At 40.9% G+C, this 21,053-nt stretch carries 19 protein-coding genes; 8 read left to right on the top strand and 11 right to left on the bottom strand.

Features of this window, described 5'->3' with window-relative positions; all coding sequences use genetic code 11:
- Nucleotides 1-119 precede the first annotated feature (119 nt).
- Entirely contained in the window at nt 120-1,667 is a 1,548-nt protein-coding gene (gpmI, locus tag MKL36_RS00850; protein ID WP_031963978.1) for a 2,3-bisphosphoglycerate-independent phosphoglycerate mutase, read from the top strand.
- A 15-nt stretch (nt 1,668-1,682) separates the two neighbouring features.
- A complete protein-coding gene (locus MKL36_RS00845) occupies nt 1,683-2,867 on the top strand; it encodes a S41 family peptidase (RefSeq protein ID WP_000942504.1) in 1,185 nt (394 codons plus the stop codon).
- Nucleotides 2,868-2,870: 3 nt separating this feature from the next.
- Here MKL36_RS00845 and MKL36_RS00840 read toward each other — a convergent pair whose 3' ends face one another.
- Genes MKL36_RS00840 through gacA form a run of 3 tightly spaced genes read right to left on the bottom strand, consistent with a single transcriptional unit; the run spans nt 2,871 to nt 6,531 of the window.
- On the bottom strand, nt 2,871-4,292 hold the full coding sequence (locus MKL36_RS00840) for a sigma-54-dependent transcriptional regulator (protein WP_031963979.1): 1,422 nt from the start codon (nt 4,290-4,292) through the stop codon (nt 2,871-2,873).
- A gap of 24 nt (nt 4,293-4,316) precedes the next feature.
- A complete protein-coding gene (locus tag MKL36_RS00835; RefSeq protein WP_001160340.1) occupies nt 4,317-5,885 on the bottom strand; it encodes a sensor histidine kinase in 1,569 nt (522 codons plus the stop codon).
- A 10-nt stretch (nt 5,886-5,895) separates the two neighbouring features.
- Nucleotides 5,896-6,531, bottom strand: coding sequence for a response regulator transcription factor GacA (gene gacA / locus MKL36_RS00830; protein WP_000633799.1), 636 nt, complete (start codon nt 6,529-6,531; stop codon nt 5,896-5,898).
- A gap of 212 nt (nt 6,532-6,743) precedes the next feature.
- On the opposite strand from gacA, the gene pbpG reads away from it, so the two are divergent.
- Nucleotides 6,744-7,790 (top strand): D-alanyl-D-alanine endopeptidase PBP7/8, encoded by a 1,047-nt coding sequence (pbpG, locus tag MKL36_RS00825; RefSeq protein WP_001984577.1) that lies wholly within the window; start codon nt 6,744-6,746, stop codon nt 7,788-7,790.
- A 106-nt stretch (nt 7,791-7,896) separates the two neighbouring features.
- On the opposite strand, the gene thrC is transcribed toward pbpG, so the two are convergent.
- The 4 genes from thrC to xerD form a co-directional block, all read right to left on the bottom strand.
- On the bottom strand, nt 7,897-9,036 hold the full coding sequence (thrC, locus tag MKL36_RS00820; RefSeq protein WP_021510861.1) for a threonine synthase: 1,140 nt from the start codon (nt 9,034-9,036) through the stop codon (nt 7,897-7,899).
- Between the two features lie 55 nt (nt 9,037-9,091).
- A complete protein-coding gene (locus tag MKL36_RS00815; protein ID WP_000805827.1) occupies nt 9,092-10,393 on the bottom strand; it encodes a homoserine dehydrogenase in 1,302 nt (433 codons plus the stop codon).
- Between the two features lie 244 nt (nt 10,394-10,637).
- On the bottom strand, nt 10,638-11,453 hold the full coding sequence (locus MKL36_RS00810; protein ID WP_000011163.1) for a DsbC family protein: 816 nt from the start codon (nt 11,451-11,453) through the stop codon (nt 10,638-10,640).
- Between the two features lie 146 nt (nt 11,454-11,599).
- Nucleotides 11,600-12,520, bottom strand: coding sequence for a site-specific tyrosine recombinase XerD (gene xerD, locus MKL36_RS00805; protein ID WP_000608735.1), 921 nt, complete (start codon nt 12,518-12,520; stop codon nt 11,600-11,602).
- Nucleotides 12,521-12,663: 143 nt separating this feature from the next.
- Here xerD and MKL36_RS00800 point away from each other — a divergent pair, with 143 nt between their 5' ends.
- The 5 genes from MKL36_RS00800 to ftsW all read left to right on the top strand — a co-directional run bounded on the left by MKL36_RS00800 (nt 12,664) and on the right by ftsW (nt 17,777).
- Nucleotides 12,664-12,927 (top strand): FeoA family protein, encoded by a 264-nt coding sequence (locus MKL36_RS00800; protein WP_001991212.1) that lies wholly within the window; start codon nt 12,664-12,666, stop codon nt 12,925-12,927.
- Nucleotides 12,924-14,777 carry a ferrous iron transporter B gene (gene feoB, locus MKL36_RS00795; protein ID WP_021510862.1) on the top strand — a complete coding sequence of 618 codons (1,854 nt, stop codon included), beginning with the start codon at nt 12,924-12,926 and terminating at the stop codon, nt 14,775-14,777. The genes MKL36_RS00800 and feoB overlap by 4 nt, the downstream gene beginning before the upstream one ends.
- Nucleotides 14,778-14,797: 20 nt before the next feature.
- Nucleotides 14,798-15,049, top strand: a complete 252-nt coding sequence (locus MKL36_RS00790; protein ID WP_000942501.1) for a DUF6587 family protein — start codon at nt 14,798-14,800, stop codon at nt 15,047-15,049.
- A gap of 160 nt (nt 15,050-15,209) precedes the next feature.
- Nucleotides 15,210-16,556 (top strand): UDP-N-acetylmuramoyl-L-alanine--D-glutamate ligase, encoded by a 1,347-nt coding sequence (gene murD, locus MKL36_RS00785; protein WP_021510863.1) that lies wholly within the window; start codon nt 15,210-15,212, stop codon nt 16,554-16,556.
- A gap of 24 nt (nt 16,557-16,580) precedes the next feature.
- Entirely contained in the window at nt 16,581-17,777 is a 1,197-nt protein-coding gene (gene ftsW, locus MKL36_RS00780; protein WP_000907680.1) for a putative lipid II flippase FtsW, read from the top strand.
- A gap of 49 nt (nt 17,778-17,826) precedes the next feature.
- Here the strand turns inward: ftsW and gluQRS are convergent, their stop codons facing one another.
- From gluQRS to MKL36_RS00760, 4 genes are all read right to left on the bottom strand, one after another.
- Entirely contained in the window at nt 17,827-18,810 is a 984-nt protein-coding gene (gene gluQRS, locus MKL36_RS00775) for a tRNA glutamyl-Q(34) synthetase GluQRS (RefSeq protein WP_021510864.1), read from the bottom strand.
- Nucleotides 18,811-18,812: 2 nt separating this feature from the next.
- The gene (dksA, locus tag MKL36_RS00770) at nt 18,813-19,349 is read right to left on the bottom strand and encodes an RNA polymerase-binding protein DksA (protein ID WP_001262524.1); all 537 of its coding nucleotides are present in this window, start codon (nt 19,347-19,349) and stop codon (nt 18,813-18,815) included.
- A 210-nt stretch (nt 19,350-19,559) separates the two neighbouring features.
- Nucleotides 19,560-20,372 carry a 3',5'-cyclic-AMP phosphodiesterase gene (cpdA, locus tag MKL36_RS00765; RefSeq protein WP_000143915.1) on the bottom strand — a complete coding sequence of 271 codons (813 nt, stop codon included), beginning with the start codon at nt 20,370-20,372 and terminating at the stop codon, nt 19,560-19,562.
- Between the two features lie 4 nt (nt 20,373-20,376).
- The gene (locus MKL36_RS00760; RefSeq protein ID WP_000029222.1) at nt 20,377-21,003 is read right to left on the bottom strand and encodes an NUDIX domain-containing protein; all 627 of its coding nucleotides are present in this window, start codon (nt 21,001-21,003) and stop codon (nt 20,377-20,379) included.
- Between the last annotated feature and the right edge of the window lie 50 nt (nt 21,004-21,053).

Genomic DNA, 21,053 nt, shown 5'->3' with positions numbered 1-21,053 from the left:
AGTATATGAATGGCTTTCTCAATGAGGAGCATTGGGGAAAGCCATAGGAAAAAATAGAGTCTTCACCGAAAATTCGGTAAGATATTGCGATGAAATTGTAGACAAAAGAGAAATTGATTATGACGGATGCAACTGCTGGCAAGATCCCTCACGTTCTGGTCATTATGGATGGTGTTGGACACCGTGAAGCGATTGAAGATAATGCTTTTCTTGCAGCAAAAACCCCGAATTTAACTGCAATGAAAGCAAAGCATCCAAATAGTCTCATTTCTGGTTCTGGTGAAGATGTTGGTTTACCTGATGGACAAATGGGTAACTCTGAAGTTGGTCACATGAACCTTGGCGCTGGCCGAGTGTTATACCAAGACTTCACACGTATTACTAAAGATATTCGTACTGGTGCTTTTTTTGAGCACGAAGTATTGGTTGATGCCGTAGAAAAAGCAAAAGCAGCGGGTGGCTCAGTTCATATTATGGGCCTACTTTCTGAAGGCGGTGTTCACTCACATGAAGATCATATTGTGGCGATGTGTGAACTTGCCTTAAAACGCGGTGCGAAAGTTTACTTACATGCATTCCTTGATGGTCGTGATACTCCTCCACGCAGTGCTCAACCTTCATTAGAAAAATTAGATGCTTTATTCGCTCAATATGAAGGCAAGGGCCGTATTGCAACCATGATTGGTCGCTACTTTGCAATGGATCGTGATAACCGTTGGGATCGTGTTGAGCAGGCTTACCGTTTATTAACGGAAGGTGAAGCTGTTCGTACTGCAACTACTGCGGTTGAAGGCTTAGAGCTTGCATATGCTGCAAATGAAAATGATGAGTTTGTAAAAGCAACCCGTATTGGTGAGATCGCTAAAGTTCAAGATGGCGATAGCGTTGTATTTATGAATTTCCGTGCTGACCGTGCCCGTGAAATTACGCGTGCGTTTGTTGAAAAAGATTTCGCAGGTTTTGAGCGTAAAGTTGTACCGAACCTTTCTAAATTTGTCATGTTGACGCGTTATCAGGCAAGCATTGATGCACCTGTGGCATATATGCCTGAAGAGTTAAAGAACTCGCTTGGTGAATATTTATCTTCTTTAGGTAAAACGCAATTACGTATTGCTGAAACTGAGAAATATGCCCATGTGACTTTCTTCTTTAGTGGTGGTCGTGAAGACGAATATCCAGGTGAAAAGCGTATTTTAATTCCATCACCAAACGTTGCGACATATGACTTAAAGCCTGAAATGAGTGCGTATGAAGTAACTGATGAGCTAGTCAAAGCAATTAACTCGGGTGAGTACGACTTACTTGTTGTGAACTATGCCAATGGTGACATGGTCGGTCATACAGGCGTATTTGATGCTGCAGTTAAGGCTGTTGAAGCAGTTGATACATGTTTAGGTCGTGTATACGAAGCTGTAATGGCGAAAAAAGGCCATATGCTTATTACGGCTGACCACGGTAATGTTGAACAAATGCAAGATTATGAAAGTGGTCAGGTTCATACTCAGCATACAACAGAGCTTGTGCCTTTTATTTATGTGGGTCCAACCCAAGCAACGATTGCAGAAGGTGGCGTGCTTGCTGATGTTGCACCGACTATTCTGAACTTAATGCAGATTCCTGTGCCTGCTGAAATGCAAGGTCGTAATCTCATTACATTGTCTGCTTAAGCAATAGGTGACTAAATGCTGCAATACAATATATATAAAGCTTTTTTTGTTAGCGTATTGATGTGTTGCAGCCAGCTCGCTTTTGCAGCTCCTGTTGTAAAAGAAAAATTATCGTCTCTGCATCCTGATTCCCCGGAATCAGAAGAAAGTTATGCAGAAGTGCCTATTGAGTCTATTCAACAGTTTGTACAAATATATGGGATCGTCCGTGATAACTATGTCGATGAAAAATCGGACGATGCTTTATTTTTACAGGCAATTAAAGGTTTAGTCAGTGGTCTAGACCGTTACTCCCGCTATTTGTCAGCTGAAGAATACCGTCAACTCATTCAATATACTGAAGGGGATCTTGCTTCAGTTGATTTTGTACTAAGCCCCGAATCACATGTTCATAAATGGATGATTCGTGACCTTAAGACGGGTTCTGACTCATATAAACTAGGCTTAAGAAATGGCCAAACTATTTTAAAGATTGATAATCAGGAACTTAAAAATCTGACACATGATCAGGTGCTAGGTTTGCTTTATGGATCGATAGGCTCGACGCTTCAAGTACAAACAGAAGAGTCAAATAGTCCAATTAGTTTAGTCCGTAATAAAAAGATTGAAACCGATATTGAGCCTGTGATGTTGCACAATCAGGTGTTGGTATTAAAAATTAGAGTATTTCAACAAGATACCGCCAATGAGATTAAGCGTTTAATTGAAGAAAATAGTTCTTCGCGTTTAAAAGCGGTGTTAATTGATTTAAGAAATAACCCAGGCGGCTTGTTATCTGCTGCTGTTGAGTCAGCCGATTTATTTTTAAATCATGGCATTATTGTCTCTACAAAAAGTCGTTCAGAAGGCAATCAGCAATTTCAGGCTTTGCCAGGTAACGATTTTCAAAATATAAAAGTTGGTATTTTAATTAATCACCGATCTGCCTCGGCAGCAGAAGTTTTTACTGCTGCAATGAAAGAGCATCAACGTGCTTGGGTCATGGGTGAAAAAAGTTATGGAAAGGGTGTTGTGCAAAAGCTTTTCCCTCTACCAAGTGGGGCAGCGCTACAAATGACAGTCTCACATTACTACACACCAAATGGTAATATGATTGAGGGGCAAGGTATTCAGCCTAACCAGACTTATCCCTTACCCCCAGAAATGAAAGAAGAAGTTTATCTAGATCGTGTTGCCGATCTCCTTCTAAAAAGAAAGTAAATTTTATACTTCCTGTTCTGTCTCCGTATCTAAGCCAAATTTTTTCAGACGATAGCGTAAAGAGCGGAAAGTCATTCCTAATTTTTTAGCTGCTAAGGTACGATTCCAATGAGTCATATTGAGTGCATTGAGTAAAATATCTTTTTCAATATTTTCTAAATAACGTTCTAGGCCTTCACTTGGTAATTTTTTTACGACTTGAGGAGCCGCCACAGTGGTTTGTATGCTTTGAGTAGCCGAAGTAAAAGGATTAGAAATATTCGCTCTTAGAGGAGCAGGATGTAAATGAGATATATCTATGGTGGCGTCTTCACTTAAGGTAATTGCGCGCTCAATCATATTTCTTAATTCGCGAACATTACCCGGAAAGTGTTGCTGTAGCAGATAAGTTTTGGCCGCTTCTGTTAATTGTTTAGGTGGCGTTTCCCACTCCATACAAATTTTCTGAATAAAGTGATTGGCCAGTAAAAGGACATCTTCGCCACGTTCACGTAGAGGTGGCAATATGAGGTCCATAACGTGAATACGGAAGAATAAATCTTGACGGAATTTACCTTGTCTAACCAATAAATCTAAGTCTTGATGACTTGCACTAATCACACGGAAATCAACATCGATTTCCTGATCTGAACCGACGGGTCGGATCTTTTTTTCCTGTACTGCACGGAGCAGTTTGACCTGCATACTTAAAGGTAATTCGGCAATTTCATCTAAAAATAAACTGCCACCGTGTGCCGATAAAATGAGACCTTGCTTATCTTGAGTTGCTCCGGTAAAGCTCCCTTTTTTATGCCCAAACAACTCACTTTCCATCAGTTCGGTTGGAATAGCACCGCAATTAATCGCAATAAAAGGGCCTTCACTACGGTTACTCAGCCGATGAACCAGATTGGCAACTACTTCTTTACCTGTTCCAGACTCACCGGTAACAAATACAGGTGCTTGTGAGCGCGCAATTTTTTTAATTGCAATACGTAGCTGCTGGATGGGTAGAGAACGGCCGATTAATAATTTATTTTCTAACGCATTCTCGGCAGCATCATGCTCTACTTTTTGCCGATTCAAGGCTTTTTGTAATAACTGATCTAGATGTACTTGGTTGACCGGTTTGCTTACAAAATCAAAAGCGCCTGCTTTTAATGCTGCAATTGCAATATCCATATTGCCGTAGGCGGTTAAAACGGCAATGGGAGTATTAGTATAATTTTGAGAGACATGTTTAACTAAATCTATCCCGCTCCCATCGGGTAGGTTTAAGTCGGTTAAACACGCATCGTAATGAAACTGAGTGAAGAGTTGTTTGGCCTGTTCAACCCGATAAGCAAGATGTGTTTTAATCCCCATTCGTGCAAGTGTCATTTGCATTAAAAGGCACAAATCTTCTTCATCGTCTACAAGCAAAACCAGTGGTTGCTGTTCTGCCATTTCCCCAAAAACCTAATAAAAAAATCAATATATTATTGGGCATTCTATTCTGAAGCATGCCCCTTGTTTTTGCTCTACATAGGTGAGCTTTGCATGGTTCGCCTCACAAAAACTATGAGACAAATATAATCCTAAACCAGTTCCATTAATTTCGGTACTAAAAAATGGTTTAAATAATTGAGATATATCACGTTTTGAAACACCTTCACCGTAATCGATCACATCAATATAAATTTTATTTGTCTGTGAATGGATGTTGATCGTAATGTAGGGTGAGTCGGGGGCATTATGCCGTAAAGCATTTCTCACCAGATTAATCATGACTTGTCTTAATTGTTTTTCATCAAATAAAAATTTTAAAGAACTATCCGAAATTTTAAGTTGAATTGAATGTTTAACGTCAAATAAATCTTCTTCGAGCAATGTAACTATGAAGTGTTTTACATCGATCTGGATAGGATGTGTTCTTTCGCTACGAGCAAGCCCTAAGGTATCTTGAACAATACTATCAATACGTTTGGTTTGTTTGCCAATCATATGACGCAAAGTATTTTGTTGTTCTGGATCGCTATCTTTCAGTAACTCATTTGCTTGTACGATTGCAGCGAGAGGATTGCGGATCTCATGTGCAATACTTGCTGAGAGTTGCCCTAGCGCAGCAAGCTTAAGCTGTTGTGCTTGCTGATTAATTTGTTGGGCATCTTGTAAAATGAGCAGGGTTAGCGTTTGTTGTGGGACCAAAAGGTGTTGCACTTTAATGTTGATGGAGTACGCCGATAGCCGAGACTCAAAAATGAATCGGTCACCTTCTTTTAAGTCGCCAAACTTTAAAATTTCAAATAAATCGGTATGCCACTTCGCTAAAGGATATTTTTCATTGGCAAATTGAGGGGGAATACCCAAGAGTGAACAGGCCGCAGGATTACTGACAACGATGTCGTAATTCTCATCTAGAACTAAATAGCCTTCTTCAATTTGTTCTAAGATATAACGGTTAATATTTTGGAGTTGATAAAGTTCAATTGACTGGTGAAAGGTGAGTGCTTCAAGTAATTTAAAGCGCTGCACAGCAATTTGGCCAATACCGTGAACCACAAAAAATAAAAAAGCTAAGAGAGCGCTATTACCAATAGTATTTAGATTGTTATAGTCAAATAGACTACCTACAAATCTTTGATAAATAACAGCGATAACCGCAAGCAATGTAATCAGCAAAGACATTCTTGCGCTGAGTAAAATCGCCGAGGTAAAGATGGCAATTACATAGAGTAAGCTGAGTTGTAAATTTGGTTCACCCACAGAAAAAGTCAGTAAACTCAAACAAATAATATCAACAATAAAAAATAAAATAAGCTGTCGTGTGGCTTGAGTGGCAATAAATTTAAAGCATAACAGCTGAACAAGACTTAAGAGGGAATACCCGAGTAGTGTGTAGGAATATAAGGCAGGTTGCTGCAAACTGTTATCAGTTTGCGCATCGGTTAAAACTAAAATAATATTCAGGCTAACCGCAATAATAAGACGGTATAAGCCATACCAAGTGCCCAAACGAAAAATCGTATGGGACAAGGATGAATTTAAGGGAAATTGCATGTAAGTTTGGTTATGGCTTGATCAAACCGTAACGAATCGCAAGATGTGTTAGTTTTACATCGCTATCAATTCCTAACTTTTCAAAAATACGATAACGGTAAGTATTTACAGTTTTCACACTTACAAAAAGTTTATCGGCAATTTCTTGGGCACTAATACAGTTGACGACCATCATTGCAACTTGCATTTCCCGTTCCGATAATGAATCAAAAGGGGATTGTTGAGTGTCGGATAAATATGAGCTCGCGAGTTGTTCGGCAATATCTGCACTAAAATATTTACCGCCTTGCATGACCTTATTAATTGCACGAACCATTTCGGCAATTGGCGCGCCTTTAGTGATATAGCCTTTTGCACCGGCTTTTAATAATAAAGATGGGTAAGGCTCTTCGGCGAGGCCGCTTACAGCAATGACTTTCGTCTCTGGAGCCGTCTGTAATAAACGACGGGTTGTTTCTACACCACCGATGCCCGGCATGTTGACATCCAGCAGTACGACTTGCGGATGTTGTTGGCGAACGATAGCAATTGCTTCTTCGCCCGATTCGGCTTGTCCAATTACCTCAACATCGGCATGATCTTCTAACATACGGCAAATACCCGTACGTACCAGTTCATGGTCATCGACAACTAAAACTGTAATCAAGAAGACCTCCTTTCTTTCAAAAAACAAGTTTTTTGTTACATAAAGCAAAATAAGCTTGCAATGGAATGACAAAATTAGCAATCCTATTCTTCTATAGTGAGCGAATAGTTGTGCACAATTGTGTCGGTAAAAGCTTTATACCTTATATCTCAAATGTAAGGCATAATGATAGTAAGCGCAAATGTGTGTCACCCTGAGTCGAGTATTGTGCCGTGAAAAATTCTAAAAAGTCTTTAATGCATGTGCTAAGCATGTCTATTTTGCTTAGTTTGAGTTCAACAAGCTTTGCAGAACTCGTCAATAACCCGTCTTCAGGGAGTACTGGTACTGCAAGTTTAAATTGGTCTGCAGCGGATGCTAGTCAACTTTTAAATGATGAAGATGATGAACCGACTCCGCAAGGTTCAACTTCTGTAACCACAACATTGCGTGGCAGTAATGCGCCAAGAGTTATTACTTCTGCCCCTAAAGTTGCTCCAATCCGTGATACTGTGGGTTATAACGCCCAGCCAAGTGTCAGTGCACGTGCTGCACTTGTAATGGATGCACAAACAGGTGAGGTACTTTATAGTAAAAATACCAACGCATCAGTGCCGATCGCTTCTATTACCAAATTGATGACAGCAGTTGTAACGGCAGATGCCCGTTTAAACATGTCTGAAGAAATTACACTTGAGCAAATTGATTTTGCTGGGGCTGGCGGGAAAAACTCAAGCTCAACACTTCGTGTTGGCGATAAAATGAACCGCGCAGAAGTTCTTCTGTTTGCTCTGATGAAGTCAGAAAATCCGGCAGCAGCAGCTCTAGCGCGTACTTATCCGGGTGGCCGTGCTGCATTCGTGGCGGCAATGAATGCTAAAGCGCGTGCTTTAGGTATGAATGCAACTCATTATTATGAGTCAACTGGTTTAGATCCGCGTAATGTATCTTCTGCACGTGACTTGGGAATTTTGGCGAGTACAGCATCTCAATATGGTTTAATTCGTCAGTTCTCAACCACACCGACCTATGACTTTAATTTAGGTTATCGTGTTCTTAAATCAAATAATACAAATGCTTTAGTCCGTAATGGTGGTTGGAATATCAACTTATCTAAGACTGGTTATATTAATGAAGCAGGCCGTTGTGTAGTTATGCATACTACTGTGAACTCACGTCCAGCAGTGATTGTATTATTGGGTGAGCCAAGTACTCAGGCACGTAATAACGATGCAACTAACTTGCTCGGTTGGTTAAGTAATTTGCCAAAACGTATTTAATTTAATTATTTTTAAAAACGCTTCTTTAGAAGCGTTTTTTTATGCCATTTAAAAAGCATAAAAAAACGGCTGTATTAAACAGCCGCTTTTTATAAAAACTCAGATTTTACATATTAGATAAAATCGAATCTTTTACTTGGTCCATTGTTGCATCAATTGACAACATCACTGCATCAGCACATTGTTTGATTGCTGTATCAGGGTCTTTCAAGCCATTACCCGTTACAGTACATACAATGACAGAACCTTCAGCAATTTTACCCGCTTTAATATCACGGATTGCACCGCCAATAGAAGCAGCAGATGCTGGCTCAACAAATACACCTTCATACATAGAAAGTAAGCGTTGAGCTTCTAAAATTTCGCTGTCTTGAAGTTCATCGAACCAACCTTTAGAGTCACGTACTACAGCTTTTGCATGGTTCCAGCTTTGTGGGTTACCAATACGAATCGCAGTTGCAACTGTTTCCGGTTTTTCTACTGGAGCACCACGTAAGAAAGGAGCTGCGCCAGAAGCTTGATAACCTACCATTGTTGGTAAGCCTTCTGGTTTTGGACCAGTGAATTGATCAGTCGTAGCGTCATAAACAACTTGTTCAAATTGGTCAGCAGGCTGGTTAGCTACTGCTTCGGTATAACCCATCCAGTGAGCTGTAATGTTACCTGCGTTACCAACTGGTAAGCAGTGGTAATCAGGTGCACGGCCTAAAGCTTCAACGATTTCATAAGCAATAGTTTTTTGACCTTGCAAACGGTAAGGGTTGATTGAGTTTACAATCGTTACAGGTGCTTGATCAGCCACTTCTTTTACAAGACGCATACCATCATCGAAGTTACCACGAATTTGCATAGTGATCGCACCATACATCATGGCTTGCGCCATTTTACCCATCGCAATTTTGCCTTCCGGAATCAAAACAAACGCTTTGATACCTGCGCGTGCAGCATAGGCAGCAGCAGCAGCAGAAGTGTTACCTGTAGATGCACAGATAATTGCTTTAGAGCCTTCTTCAACTGCTTTGGTTACAGCCATGGTCATACCACGGTCTTTAAATGAACCAGTCGGGTTTAAGCCCTCGTATTTCACATAAATTTCAACGTCTTTGCCAATAATACGTGGAATATTCTCAAGTTTAATGAGAGGGGTGTTGCCTTCACCCAAAGAGATAGCACGAGTAGTTGCCGAAACTGGCAAACGGTCACGATAACGATCTACAAGACCAGTATAACGATTGGCATTAGACATGATGGTGTTCCAATTATGAGGTGAAGCGGGAGAGGGAATTTTTCCCTCAACCTGATTAACTATCGAGCGATTCTAAACGAATTCTTACGATTTCGCCACGAATTGCAGGTAATGCTTGAATTTGCGCAAGAGCGTCATCCATTTTGGATTCAACGATTGGATCGGTCAAAATCACAATTGGAATGAGGTCTTTTAAGCGAGATTGTTGCATGATGGCATCAATACTGATTCCGGCACGGCTTAAGATGGTCGTCACATCTGCAAGTACACCAGTCTGATCTTCAGCATTTAAGCGGATGTAATAACCTGTGGTCATTTCTTCACGGCTTAAAATTGGCATATTTGTTAATGCTTCAAAAGCCAGTTGAGGAATTGTGCCTGCGCCATCTTCTGTATAAGAAATATCACGAACGATATCAATTACATCGGCAACAACCGCAGAAGCTGTTGGGCCTGCACCAGCACCAGCACCGTAATAAAGCGTTGGACCTACTGCGTTGGCTTGAACTAAAACAGCATTTTTAACGCCGTTTACATTCGCAATAAGCTGCTCATCTGGAATAAGTGTTGGGTGAACACGTAGTTCAATACCCTTTTCAGCACGGCGGGCAATGCCTAGATGTTTAATACGGAAACCAAGCTCCTCAGCATACTTCACATCTTGTGCAGTAATTTTGCTGATACCTTCGGTATAGACTTTATCGAATTGCAAAGGAATACCAAACGCACAAGACGCTAAAATTGTAAGCTTGTGTGCAGCGTCAATACCTTCAACGTCAAAAGTTGGGTCCGCTTCTGCATAACCGAGTTCTTGAGCTTCTTTTAATACATCATCAAATGCGCGGCCTTTTTCTCGCATTTCAGTCAAAATAAAGTTACCTGTGCCATTAATAATGCCTGCAAGCCATTCGATATGGTTTGCCGCAAGGCCTTCACGGATTACTTTAATAATTGGGATGCCACCCGCAACAGCTGCTTCATAAGCAATTTGTACAGCATTATCTTCTGCTGCTTTAAATAGTTCATTACCATGTTCAGCGAGTAATGCTTTGTTTGCAGTCACGACTTGCTTGCCGTGTTTGATCGCTTCCATAATGATTTCGTAAGCAGGATGAATACCACCCATAACTTCTACAACCACATCCACATCGGGTTGACGAACGATATCAAGTAAGTCTGCGCTTTGTTTAATCCCTTCCAATTCGAGATCTGGACGAGGACGACGTGTTCCAACGTGGGTAATTTGAATTTCTCGACCGGTGCGACGTTTAATTTCAGCGGCATTTTCTTGTAGTAGTTTAAGGGCTCCTCCACCTACGGTACCTAGACCGAGTATTGCCAGGCGAACTGGTTTCACGTCACACTCCATATCATCATTGAATCATTTAATTGAAGCTAGATCATAGCTAAAAAAAACGCCAGACTCTAGCGCTTTTAGCGCCTGTTCAGTGATTTAGAGTGCGATGTTTGGAAAAGAAGAGTAGATCACTCTTTAAACACTGGTATGAAAAGAAGTATTTATTGAAAAAACAAAGCGCTGCAATAAGATCAGCGCTTTATTTGTAAGATGGGTGATGAATTGTTCATCAACTTGGAGAGGGTTATTTATCCAATCGTTTAATCAATTCATCCGGTGTTAAGTATCCACCCAAGTACTCACCATCAACATTATAAATAGCTGGTGTACCATTTACGCCCATGTTTAGACCAAGTTGGTATTGTTCACGAACAGGGTTTTTACATTGAGCAGGTGGAATACTAATGCCCTGTACAGCTTGGTCAAATGCAGCTTTACGGTCTGCACTACACCAAACCGCTTCCATAGTTGGCATAAACTGTTCGCCGCGTGGCCATGCAATGTAACGAACCTCAATGCCTTTCTCATTAATCTCAGCTAAATGCTCATGTAATTTATGGCAGTAAGGACAGCTTGCATCGGTAAACACATAAATCACATGTTTAGCTTTACCGCCTTTAGCTGGATAAACAATTAAGTCTTCATTTTTTAAAGCAGCAAGATGCTTTTTGTTTTCTGAGGCTTGAAGGCTATCGCCGATATTATGAAGTTCTTTACCGCCTAAACGGATGACATCGCCTTGAATCAGGTATTTACCATCACTTGTTGTATAAACCGACGTCATTCCTTCAAGGTTAACCCAATATAAATTAGGAACTTCGGTAGGCTTAATATCTAAAATTTTGACATTGATATTTGCATTCTTAAATTGTTTTTGCAAAGTTTCAATTAAACGCTGTTTAGCATTGCGTTCAATAATGGTTGAAGCTTCCCCTGTAGCAGGTGCGGTCGCTGTGAGCGCATCTTCTTTTTGTGGTTTGTTTTCTTTAGAACAAGCACTGAACAACAGGCTAGAAGCCAAAGCACAGGCAAGAAAAATTTGAGATCGGGTAAAGGACATAGATAACCCTTATTTCATCAGTATTTATAGTCAGAAGCTGCTAAGCATAACAAAAAATCTAGTGTGTATTGTTAAAACTTTCTTAACCTTTGTGAACGAAATCAAGTGATTGTTTGGTGCATTCCAAAATATATGTTTAAAAAATTTTAACCCCTAGGGTGATGTTTTTCATGCAATTGTTGCATTCTGACTTGTGCTACATGCGTATAGATTTGCGTGGTTGATAAATCACTATGACCCAGTAACATTTGTACTACGCGTAAGTCCGCCCCATGATTAAGTAGATGCGTGGCAAAAGCATGACGTAAGGTATGAGGTGAAAGTTCAGCTTGAATATTGGCCTGTAGCGCATAACGCTTAATGGCATACCAAAAGTTCTGACGGCTCATAATTCCACCGTGCTGGGTTAAAAATAAATAGTCAGTTGAACTTTTATAAAGTTGTGGACGTGCCTCGTTTAAATAGCGTTCCACCCAATCGCAGGCATATTGGCCTAAAGGCACTAAACGTTCTTTGTTACCTTTACCCGTAATACGCAGGTAACCTTGTTTTAAATTAATAAGTTCGAGGCGTAAATTCAGTAATTCAGAGACACGTAAACCACAAGCGTAAAGGACTTCAAACATTGCTCGGTCACGTAAGCCCAACGCCGTTGTAATGTCTGGCGCCTGAATGAGCGCTTCTACATCTTCTTCAGACAAGTCTTTAGGTAAAGCTCGGCCAATTTTTGGTGAATGGTGAGTAGCTACAGGATTATCACTTCGTAATTTCTGTTCACGTAGAAATTTATAAAACTGACGTAGGGCAGATAAGCAACGAGCAATTGAGCGTGGGCTTTTCCCTACTTTGGTAAGTTCAATGAGGACGTCAGAAATGTCATCGCTCGTCCAATCTGGCAATCTATTTTTTTTATGAAGTTCACTACATTGAATCAGGTCGGATAAATAGGCATTGCGCGTATGCGGACTGACTGTCTGTGCAACCAGATAGTCGCGAAAACCTTGTAAAAAGCTTAAATGTTCAGGAATTTGAACAGGGCTAGGAATACGCGGTTTTTTATTTATCATAAACAACTTCCTCTAAACCACTGTACTGTAAAAGAAACTTTAAGGTTTGTCGATTAAACTCCATAAGAATTGAAATCTAACCTTATTTGGTAATTATTCTCATTTATATGTATACTAGTAAAAAAGGTTTAGGATCGGATGCGGTGCGTTTATCAGCGTTGAAAGTGAAGCAAGCGGCGACCATCACCAAAGTGAATCGGATAGAAGTAGAGTCCGAGCAGCAAGATTTGGTCGCAATTCGTTTGGAAAGTCTGGGTTTTGTACCAGGCACGCGAGTGGAAGTGATTACCAAGGGTGTTTTTGGTGGTGATCCGATCTTAATCCAAATTGGCTTTACTCGTTTCGCTTTACGTAAAGCAGAAGCGGAAAAAATCGAAATTCAGGTAGAAGAAGGAGTACCCGCATGAGTGATGCGTTACGTATTGCCCTTGTGGGAAACCCTAACTGTGGTAAAACCTCTCTTTTTAACCATTTAACTGGAACCCGACAAAAAGTCGCCAACTATGCCGGTGTAACGGTCGAGCGTAAAGTTGGTCATTTTCAGTTACCTTCAGGCCGTTCAGTTCGAGTGCTCGATTTGCCGGGTACATACAGTCTTAATGCGACCAGTCCAGATGAAGCAATTACTCGTGATGTCTGTTTAGGAAAAATAGCGGAAGAGGGGCAACAAGACGCTTTTTTATGTGTGGTTGATGCCACTAACTTAAAATTGCATTTAGGCCTTGTACTCGAAATGATTGAGTTGGGTCGCCCAATTTTACTTGTACTGAATATGATGGATGAAGCACGTCGTCGTGGCATCCAGATTAATACTCAAAAGTTATCTCAACGTTTGGGCGTACCAGTCGTTGAAACAGTAGCTGTCCGTAATGCGGGTATTGAAAATTTATTACATGCCCTTGATCAAGAAAAATACAGTGTGCCACAAACTGAACTGAGTGGCTTAACTGGGACTCATCATCAAAAAATCGATATGATTTTTAAAGATGTTGTTCATTATATTGATCAGGAAGACAAGCGTACTGATTTTCTCGATCGAATTTTCTTACATCCAGTCTTAGGTCTACTTAGTCTTGCCATCATGATGTTTATTGTGTTCCAAGCAGTTTTTGCATGGGCAGCGCCTTTTATGGATGGTATTGAAGGCTTCTTCGGCTGGCTGGGTGAAGTAGTAGGTTCTGTGATTACACAGCCACTACTGCATAGTCTGGTGGTTGACGGAATTATCGCGGGTGCAGGTGGCGTAGTTGTTTTCTTGCCACAAATTCTAATTTTGTTCTTCTTCATTTTAGTACTAGAAGAATCGGGCTATTTACCGCGTGCAGCATTTTTACTTGATAAATTAATGTTTCAAGCGGGTTTAAGTGGACGTGCTTTCATTCCGTTACTTTCAAGCTTTGCTTGTGCAGTACCGGGAATTATGGCAACGCGTAGTATTAGTGACCCTCGTGACCGTTTTACAACGATTATGGTTGCGCCACTAATGACTTGTTCGGCACGTTTACCCGTATATGCCTTGCTGATTGCTGCATTTATTCCAGAGAAAATGGTCTGGGGTATTTTCAACCTACAAGGACTGGTACTTTTCGGTCTGTATATGGCTGGGATAGTGAGTGCACTGTGTGTTTCATTCTTAATGAAATTTTTCCAAAAAGATAAGTCTCAACACGCTTTACTGCTAGAGCTGCCGAGTTATCGTTTCCCTGATTTAAAAAGTGTGGGAATCGGTTTGTTAGATCGTGCGAAGATCTTCTTGAAGCGTGTCGGCGGCATTATTTTTGCGCTTTCTATTTTGCTCTGGTTCTTGTGTACTTTTCCACAGCCACCAGAAGGGGCAACATTGCCTGCTATAGATTACAGCTTCGCAGGTATGCTTGGACACCTTATCCAGCCTTTATTCGCTCCAGTTGGTTTTAACTGGCAAATCTGTATTGCCTTAATCCCGGCTATGGCAGCTCGTGAAGTTGTAGTGGCTGCATTAGGTACCGTATATGCCTTGTCGGCAACTGATGAAGATGCAGTAGCACAAGGTTTGTCTCATTTAATTAGTGCAGATGGTACAGGGTGGTCGTTGGCAACAGGTTTATCGCTTTTAGTGTGGTTCATTTATGCGCCGCATTGTTTGGCAACATTGGCAACAGTACGTCGTGAAACAGGTTCATGGAAACATGTTGCAGCTATGACTGCATATCTGTTTGGTTTAGCTTATTTTGCATCGTTTGTTACCTATCAAATTGCTTCCCACTACTGGGGTTAAGGCAATAAAGGAGGTTGTATATGCTTCAATATCTGATCATTGCGGTTTTGGTGATTTGGAGTGCTGTTGTTGTTTTTAAGAAAGTATTTCCAAAAACAGCAAACTCGGCCTTTTCAGCACTATCCGTTTTTTGTGAAAAGCAGGGTTGGGCAACTTTAGCAAAATGGCTGAAACCAAAAATGACTTTTGGTTGTGCAGGTGGCTGTGGCTGCTCAAGTGAAGATAAACCAACTAATACAGTTCAAGAAATTAAACCAGTTAAATGGCAATAAATTTAGTATTTCTTGTTTCGTTTAAAAAGCCATCACATTGATGGCTTTTTTACGCACTGACACAAAAAAAGATGAATAAAGTTCAAACTGAAAAAGCATTCAAAACAGCAAAGTGCTAACATTTTTGCCATTCTGTCGATTGATAAATTGTGGGGCAAAAATGTTAATACAACGTGGTGGATTAAAAGTTGTCGCAGGCTTGGGAATATCAGGCGTTTCTGCTGTAAATTTCCTGCATGAACAAGGCTACCAAGTTGCTGTAACGGATTCCCGCCCCACACCTCCCGGACACGATCAGATTCCGGCTGGCGTTAAAACCAGTTTTGGTCAACTTGATCAAGAATTATTATTACAAGCAGAAGAGATTATTTTAAGCCCAGGCCTTGCACCGCAATTACCGGAAATTCAGGCAGCTATTGCTAAGGGTATTTCTGTGGTGGGCGATATCCAGTTATTGCGCCGTGCCACTGATGTGCCGATTGTAGCGATTACAGGTTCCAATGCAAAAAGTACTGTAACGACTTTAATTGGCTTAATGGCTAAGGATGCAGGTAAGAAAGTTGCAGTAGGCGGCAATCTTGGTCGACCAGCGTTAGATTTACTTAAAGATCAACCAGAGTTACTGGTCCTTGAGTTATCAAGCTTTCAGTTAGAAACCACCTCTCACTTAAACGCTGAGGTAGCAGTGGTTCTCAATATGAGTGAAGACCATTTAGACCGTCATGGAAATATGCTGGGGTATCACCAAGCAAAACATCGTATTTTCCAAGGCGCTAAAAAAGTTGTATTTAACCGAGACGATGCGTTAAGCCGCCCACTTGTTCCAGATACGACACCAATGCAAAGCTTTGGTTTAAACGCACCAGATTTAAATCAATATGGTGTTTTAAGAGATGCCGACGGTACGCTTTGGCTTGCTCGTGGTTTACAGCGTTTAATTAAAAGCTCAGATTTATATATTCAAGGTATGCACAACGTAGCCAATGCTTTAGCGTGTTTAGCATTGGGGGAGGCAATTGGTTTACCTATGGAGTCAATGCTTGAAACTTTAAAACAATTTAAAGGACTAGAGCACCGCTGTGAGTACGTTAAAACCGTGCATGAGGTCCGTTATTATAATGACTCTAAAGGTACCAATGTTGGTGCTACACTTGCAGCAATTGATGGCTTAGGTGCTGCCATTGAAGTGAAAAAAGGTAAGGTTGCGCTTATTTTAGGTGGCCAAGGTAAAGGGCAAGATTTTTCTCCTTTACGTTCTTCTATCGAAAAATATGCCAAAGTTGTGGTATTGATTGGTGAAGATGCGCCTGTCATCGAACAAGCCATTCAAGGCGCAACTAAAATTTTACATGCAGCAACGCTTAAAGAAGCTGTCGAGCTGTGTCAACGTGAAACACAAGCTGAAGATGTGGTATTGCTATCACCAGCATGTGCAAGTTTTGATATGTTTAAAAGTTATAATGACCGTGGTCAGCAGTTTGTTGCCTGCGTCAATTCGTTGGTTTAAAGAAAATATGATTAGGAATGTAGTATGGCAGGCTTAGCTCAGACCACAATCCAGAAAATCAATCATTGGTATGAACGGATATTGCCGAAATGGCCAGCGGAAGTGACGCCACGTAATGTCTTGATTTTCTGTGTGGTTGCATTGTTATGTATCGGTTCGGTGATGGTCGCATCTGCTTCCATGCCTTATGCTGAATATATGCATGAAAACCCATTTCACTATGTGATTCGTCATGGGATCTCAATCGTTGCTGCTGGGGTGGTGGCTTATTTAACCTATCGAATATCACTCAATACATGGTTTAAAAATACCTTTCCACTGTGGTTATTAACCATGGTTCTGTTACTTGCGGCTTTGGCTGTAGGTTCGGAAGTTAACGGTTCCACACGTTGGATTAAAATTGGTGGTTTTACCTTGCAGCCAACAGAGGTTGCCAAGGTCATGATGGCCATCTTTACCGCAGATTACGTAGTACGCCGTGCTAAAGAAGTTCGTACCCACTGGAAAGGCTTACTTCGTTTAAGTGGCGTTATGGCAATTACGGTAGGTTTAATTATTGCCGAGCCGGACTTGGGTGCGACGGTGGTTATTGTCATGATGATGGTCGGGGTGTTCTTTTTAGCGGGTGCGCCTCCAACACAATTCTTAATCATGCTTGGTGCAATTGTCACGGGTATTGTGTTTTTGATTTTATTTGAACCTTACCGTTTCCAACGTTTGATTTCGTTTACTGACCCTTGGGCAGACCCATTAGGCGTGGGTTATCAGTTATCAAATGCGTTAATGGCTTTTGGTCGTGGTGAGTGGTTTGGTACAGGCTTGGGGCATAGTGTTCAAAAGCTTTCCTATTTACCAGAAGCGCATACTGACTTTATGTTGGCTGTGTTAGGTGAAGAATTTGGTTTCTTTGGTATTTCAATTGTCATTGGCTTATCTTTCTTGATGCTGGCATGTTGTATCAAAATTGGTCACCGTGCTTTGAAACATCATTACCTTCGTGCGGGTTATTTGGCTTACGGTATTAGTATTATTTTCTTACTCCAGATTTTGGTAAATGCGGGTATGAACATGGGCTTAATGCCAACCAAAGGTTTAACTCTGCCATTTATTAGTTATGGTGGTACGTCTTTAATGATGTGTGCAGCTATGATTAGCTTGATCTTAAAGATTGATGCTTCAACTCAAGAAGTGAACCCTGAGAGGGAAGAATCAAACTTCTAAACCATGAAGCGTTATAAAAAGCCCGATATCAAATCGGGCTTTTTATTATTTATAGATATGTTCCGCAAAGTTGTTGTCCATGAGGAATCAAATCTACATTCCACTGGGTTACCGCCTGCTTGAGCATCACTTCGGGACGATCTAAATCAACCTGTGGTTGACCTAAGGCTTGTATGGCTTGTTGTAGTAATTCAGGAGCTTTAGTTAAATCAAGTGCATGGGCAAGGTTTTGCTTTGAAAGTTTTTGCCCTTGGTCGTTCATGGCGAGCGGAAGATGCATGTAACTCAGCTTAGGGTAGCCGAGGAGCTGACCAAGCCAGATTTGACGCTCAGTGTTATCTAACAGGTCTGCACCTCGCACAACATGAGTAATGCCTTGTAGGTAATCATCTACGACGACAGCAAGCTGGTAGTTAATAATTCCATCACGGCGTTTAAGGACAAAATCACCAAGGTCATGCTCTAGATTAGAACAATGAAGCCCTTGTAGGCGGTCATTGAAACAGATTGGCTGATCTTGAACTTTTACCCGAATGGCTTGATGTTGGAAGTCGAGCTGCAAATCTCGGCATGTGCCTGCATAGATAGCGTTTGAACCGAGCATTTTACGGGTACATTGACAGGCGTAAACCAGACCCTCTTTTTTAAGTTGGTCTAATACACTTTCGTAAATATCTAGGCGGTCTTTTTGAAAAATGATCTCGGCATCCGGATCGAACTGAAAAGCTTCAATTGATGCGAGTATATGGTCTTCACTACCGGGGTAGATGCGGGGAATATCGGTGTCTTCAACACGAACTAACCATCGACCTTGATGGGCTCTGGCATCGCAGTAACTGGCAACAGCAGTAATGAGTGATCCGAAATGTAAAGGGCCGGTTGGCGAGGGCGCAAACCGACCTGAGTATGAGCAGCGATTAAGCGGAACATTGTTCCGCCGCTGTGCAAGGGAAAAGCTATGCTTTTCTGGCAGGCGATTTAACTGCTGCGCAAGAGCAGAGCTGTGCTCGGCCGGAGAATTCTTAACCGTCACAATTAACCGTTATTTTGCTTCTCTTTAATTTCTGCCAAAGTTTTGCAGTCAATACATAACGTTGCAGTTGGACGTGCTTCTAAACGACGTAAGCCGATTTCGATACCACAAGTTTCACAGAAACCGTAGTCTTCGTTTTTAATTGCTTCAAGAGATTGTTCGATTTTACGAATTAATTTACGTTCACGGTCACGTGTACGTAATTCAATTGCAAATTCTTCTTCTTGGGTAGCACGGTCATTTACGTCTGGCAATGCAGTTGATTCATCTTGCATCGTATTTAAAGTACGATCAACTTCAGACATTAATTCAGCTTTCCATGCTTGCAGAATTTGTCGGAAATGCTCGAGCTGTCCTTCAGACATGTACTCTTCATTTTTCTTAGGTTGATAAGGTGCAATACCAAATAAACTTGCAGTTGAGCCTACGTCAGAAGTTTTAGGTTTCACTTTACGTGCACGTTTTGCAGAAGCTTTATCACCTTCTACTACAACTTCTGTATGTTCATCCAAAACTTGGTTGTGGTTGTCATTCGCCATAATAGGGCATTCCTCATCATACACGTATTATCTATACGCAAAAAATATGGTGATATGCAAGTGTTTTTATAGAAAACCATCGATGGATTTTTCCATCGGGTCGTCATCATATAGATTTTTCCTGCAAGATGATAGTCATTCTGTCCCGTAAATATTTTCAAAACGTGTTTACCCTAGTCATAATTCTTTTGGGTTATATAAACTTTAGGGCTAATAACCTGAAATATCAGTATTTATACGGGTTTTGAAATTTTCAAGGCGAAACACTTTTGTTTCAAAACTACCATCGTTATTCAGACGAATGTAACGATAACCCGGTGCATTTTGGTCGAGTGCAAAATCATTACTAAACGGCTTAAACTGTACACTTGTGGAAGGCGTAGAAAAAAACTCGATACCTTGCCAGATATTAAGGGAATCTTGATGAACATGTCCGCAGACTAGGGCCTTCACGTTTTGAAATGGACTTAAAGTATCTAAAAGTGCATTTGAGTTTTGAAGCTTATGGTGGTCAATCCATTTTGATTTCATGGCAAATGGATGGTGATGACAAGCCAGCAAAACAGGATGATCTGCAAATTGTTCAAGTAAATTCGCTAAATTTTCTAATTGTTCCGAAGACAGATGACCATCTACTTTTCCCTTTACCGCGCTATTTAGCATAATCACACGCCAGTTTCCTAAACCGACAACTACAGGTTGTTGATGGTTTTCGTTATGTAGAGGAAAGTGGTCGACATTGTCATGATTACCGAGGGTCTGGAAAAAAGGCAGACCCAAGGTTTGCATAAAATTGATATAACGTTTGTAGGTAATAGGTGTTGGGGCTTGTGCGAGGTCACCGGTATGAATAATCGCATCAGCTTCGGGATGTTGTTTTAGTATCTGTTGAATAATGGCGTGGAAACTTTCTTCAGGATTCATCCCCACAAATTCTAGCTGTGGATACTCCAATAAATGTGTATCGGTAATTTGTATGATGACATGATTTTTTTGTGAAAGTGTTGAGACTTGGAAAGTCACCGTCCTACCTCTTCGGATTTATTATCGTTTTGCTGTGTTGAGCCAGCCATTGTAATGCCATAATAACAGGGGCATTTCTTAAACGTCCGCTGTTGAGTAGTGTTTGAATTTCACTATAACTAAACAAATGCAGCTGAATATTTTCACCCTCATTATCTACCCCAAAAACACCGCCTACAGCAGGTAAATTGGTTTCGGCAACATACAGATGAAATAACTCTGAACAGGCGCCAGCTGATGGGTAAAAACTAAATAGATGTTCTAAATCCTGAACTTCGCAACCTGATTCTTCAAGGCTCTCGCGTCGAATGCAACTTTCTGGTGATTCATTGCCATCTAATACACCTGCGATAATTTCGAGTTGCCATGGCGAATGGGAGTCATCTAAAGCACCAACACGAAACTGTTCAATCAGGGCAAACTGTTGTTTTTGATCATTGTAGAGTAGAACGCCAGCCGCTTCAGGCCGATGCACAAGTTCGCGCTGCAATACAGGAGTATATTCAGATTGATTAAATAGACGATGTCGAAGGCTGACTTTTTCAACTTGAATAAAACCACTGAACAGAGGTTCACGTGATGTTACTTCGACATCTTTAGATGTATAACTTGGACGCTCGACAATACTCATGATTCGATCAGGACGAAATCTATTTATTTCATCCTAACCGAGAATCATGG

The sequence above is a fragment of the Acinetobacter sp. AOR12_HL genome (assembly GCF_027855275.1).
Classification (GTDB): Bacteria; Pseudomonadota; Gammaproteobacteria; order Pseudomonadales; family Moraxellaceae; genus Acinetobacter; species Acinetobacter baumannii.
The sequence above is the reverse complement of the archived record's forward strand: the minus strand, read 5'-3'. Positions and strand labels throughout refer to the sequence as shown.